This window comes from Actinomyces bouchesdurhonensis (assembly GCF_963540955.1).
In the GTDB taxonomy this organism is placed as follows: domain Bacteria; phylum Actinomycetota; class Actinomycetes; order Actinomycetales; family Actinomycetaceae; genus Pauljensenia; species Pauljensenia bouchesdurhonensis.
Genome location: NZ_CAUTSL010000097.1, coordinates 1 through 3,085, shown reverse-complemented (window position 1 = coordinate 3,085; position 3,085 = coordinate 1). Strand labels below are relative to the sequence as shown.

The following is a 3,085-nucleotide window of genomic DNA, read 5'->3' as shown; positions in this document are numbered from 1 at the left end:
CCACGTGAGGTTCGTGGCCTCGTCCAGCTCCGGCGACACGTAGGTCATCTCGCGTTCCATACCGAAGAAGAAGGGACCGGTGGGGGACGACGGCAGGCACTGGACGAACAGCGCATTACCGTCTGCGCTGGCGCGCACCTGCGCGGCGGACCAAGGGTCCGTCATGGCGTGGTCGGAGAATGACTCACCGGGGTTGATCGTGCGAGCAGAGTTTCCGTTGGTCGGACTCACCGTCAGGAGATGACCGTTAACGTCGCTCGAATAGGGCCGCTCGACGGTGGCTGTCGTCCACTGCGCGCCGCCCTGCGTCAAGAATGCTTCGACGTCTGCCACGCTCGGGAGAGCGCGGTCCGACGCAGGGAAACGGTCGAGCTCCCACCCGGCCCCGACAGTGCCCACGACCTCACCCGCGGTGTTGTAGGCGATGCTTTCCTTCTCGCTGGCGACGAGGACGCCGTCGCTCGCCAGAGTGACCCGGGAGACGCGCGGGCCGCTCGTGGAGGGTGCCTCTCCAAGAGTCGTCAGCTCCCCCGTTGCCGGGTTGATGAGCTGCGGGGCCTGGTGGGCCTCGTCGACGGGGACGACCACGGCAGCGCCGGCGCCGCTGCCGATGACGGCGCTCGCGGGAGCCGTCAGCCCCGAGTGGGCCAGGCCCGCGCGGCGCTGGGGCGAGGTCGTCGTGGACCACAGCCTCGCCCACGCGCCAGAGTCGCGCGACCACCCGGAGCACGAGCTGAAAGTGTCGCAGGTGACGAGGACGCCGCCTGCCACCCCCATCGGCAGGTCGGAACCCCAGGGCGCCTGCGTCTGGGCACCGGTCGAGCGATCAACGATGATGTCACTGAGCAGAATCTCATTCGGAGTCGAGACGGAGGACGGGAACGCCTCGGCGCGAATCCGGGACAGCTGGGGTCCGGTCGTACTCCACTGGGCGACCGGCTCACTGCCCGACACGTCGTAGGCGGCCACCGTGACCGCTGTCGGACTCCCGCTGCCGTAGGTGAGCACGTACAGGGTCTGGCCCTCGGTGATCAGCTGCGCGGGCAGGAGAGTGTCGCTGGTGGGCAGGACCCACGCTGTCGAGATGCCCGAGGCCCACGCGCTGGAGAGCTCGTTCGTGTTGGTGGCGCTCCCCCGGTAGCCGGTCGCGTCCGGACTCGTTTCCTGCTCCGAGCCGGTGATGTGCGGAGGCGGGGTCGCCGCCGGGCCGGGGAGCTGGTGGGCGCTCGTGCTCAGCGAGGGCGCGAGGAAGGCACCGAGGCTCACGACAAGCGCGACACCCGCCAGGAAGAGGCGCGTCGGTCGCGTGGGCGTGGTCCTCGTGGAGGTCCCGTACAGGGGGGCGTTGGTACTCATGGGCGTGTCATTTCTGTCGTCGCTCGGGCGGGCGTTCGCGGGCAGGTGCTCGGGGGTTGGGTCATCACGAGGCCTTCGGGGTGAAAGCCACGATGCCGTCGATCGTCACGCCAATGGCCAGGTCGTCGAAGGCCCACGATAAGTCTTTCGCGTCGTGGAACTCCGCCGACCCATGTCCCACCCCGCTCGCCGTGTCGAAGAAGAACCGGTTGCCCGTCGTATTGGGTTCGACGGACTCGACGTACACGACCGACATGTCGGCGCTGGCGCGGACCTCTTCGGGCCAAAAGTTACTGGAGTGGTGTTGGTCGTTGTTGGCGGGATCAAGAACGAATGCCGGGCTTCCGTCGCTCGGCGTCACCGTGAGGGCTACGGCCCCCGTCTGGGCAGTGACCACCGCATTCGACCACGCGGGCAGTCCTCCGACCAGGAAATCGGTGAGTTCTGATGTGGAGGGCACGCGCCCATCGCGCGTCGGTCTTCTCAGCGACTTCTCATAGGGATGAGTGCCCGTGATGAAGCCGTCGGCGTCGTAGGTGACGAACACATCGTCGTTGAAAGCCACGAGCCCATCGCTGGCGAGCATGATGCTGACAACGTTGTTTGTTCTATCCTCGAAGGGACTCACAGAAGCAGCGTCCGTGGCCTGTCCGGTTCGCGGATCGAGGAGCTGCGCCAGGTGCGTCGGCGAATCCACCCGCAGGACAACCGACTGGTGTTCTCCGGCACCGATCACGGGAGTATCGGGGTACGTGAGCGTGGCCGACGTGGACAGGCCACCCCGTTGGCTGGCCGTGGTCGTCACCCACCGGCGCGCCCACGAGGAGGATTCCAGCACCCAACCCGAGCACGCCTGTTTGCCATCGCACGCCACGACGACGCCGTCAACGGCCGCGAGCGCCTCCGACCCCTCCCACGGAGCCAGGGACTGGGCGCCTGTCGCCTTGTCGATGACGATGGAACCGACGATGAACTGATCGGCCAGCGAGACGAAAGCCGGACGCCCGAATGACTCGGGAGTGGGGCCCGTCGTGCGCCACAGCTCGCGCGGCTGCGCGGACGAAATGTCGAAGGCCGCGACCGTGGCCCGGTGGGTAGCATAGTCGGGGTCCTCGAAGAGGGCGTACAGGGTGGTGCCCTCAACGGTCGTGATCGCGCGGGGGCCGTACTGTGTGGAAGGGAAGGAGATTCTCCACGCCGTCTCGACGCCCGAGGCCCAGGCGGGGGAGATCACTCCCGTGCTCGTCGCGGACCCCGAGTAGCCGACGGTAGGAGCGGAGGTGAATGAATGCTGATCGTCTTGACCCCCCAGGGTCTGCGTCAGCAGACGGATGCCGACGACGGCGATGACGACGATGACGACGAGGACGCACAAGAGAACCGCGAGGAAGACCGGCCTCCCGCGTTTCTTCACGTGGGGCTGCACGCTGGCGGGTCGGGGGATTGGGGGCGCCCTGCTCGGTGGCACCCACCCCTCAGCGCGCGCGGGAGTGTTCGTGCCCGGATGATCGTCTTTGCCCATGAGTCGTTTGTATCACAGGGCAGCGCCGAGGAGCCAACGGTCCCTCGCACGCCCGGCAGACGCGCGGCGCGCTCGCGGCTAGCTCTCGGCACGCACCATGAGGACGCTCGCCAGCGCGGCCACGCCCTCGCCTCGGCCCGTGAAGCCCAGGCGATCCGACGTCGTCGCCGACACGGTGACCGTGCCTCCCGCGATCTCGCTCATGAC

3 protein-coding genes are annotated in these 3,085 nt (G+C 67.8%); all 3 read right to left on the bottom strand.

Translation table 11 applies throughout. The features are described 5' to 3' along the window. Positions 1-1,356: hypothetical protein (locus tag RYL44_RS10115; protein ID WP_314975912.1), on the bottom strand; the 1,356-nt coding region annotated here is incomplete at its 3' end. A gap of 64 nt (positions 1,357-1,420) precedes the next feature. Next, complete coding sequence (locus tag RYL44_RS10110) at positions 1,421-2,878, bottom strand: hypothetical protein (RefSeq protein WP_314975911.1); 1,458 nt, start codon at positions 2,876-2,878, stop codon at positions 1,421-1,423. Between the two features lie 78 nt (positions 2,879-2,956). After that, positions 2,957-3,085 (bottom strand): 2-C-methyl-D-erythritol 2,4-cyclodiphosphate synthase (locus RYL44_RS10105; protein WP_314975913.1); only part of this gene is annotated, 129 nt, incomplete at its 5' end.

What these genes read in the sequence shown, in the direction of transcription:
- RYL44_RS10110 (WP_314975911.1), bottom strand. Translation starts at nt 2,878, where the DNA reads ATGGGCAAAGACGATCATCCGGGCACGAACACTCCCGCGCGCGCTGAG.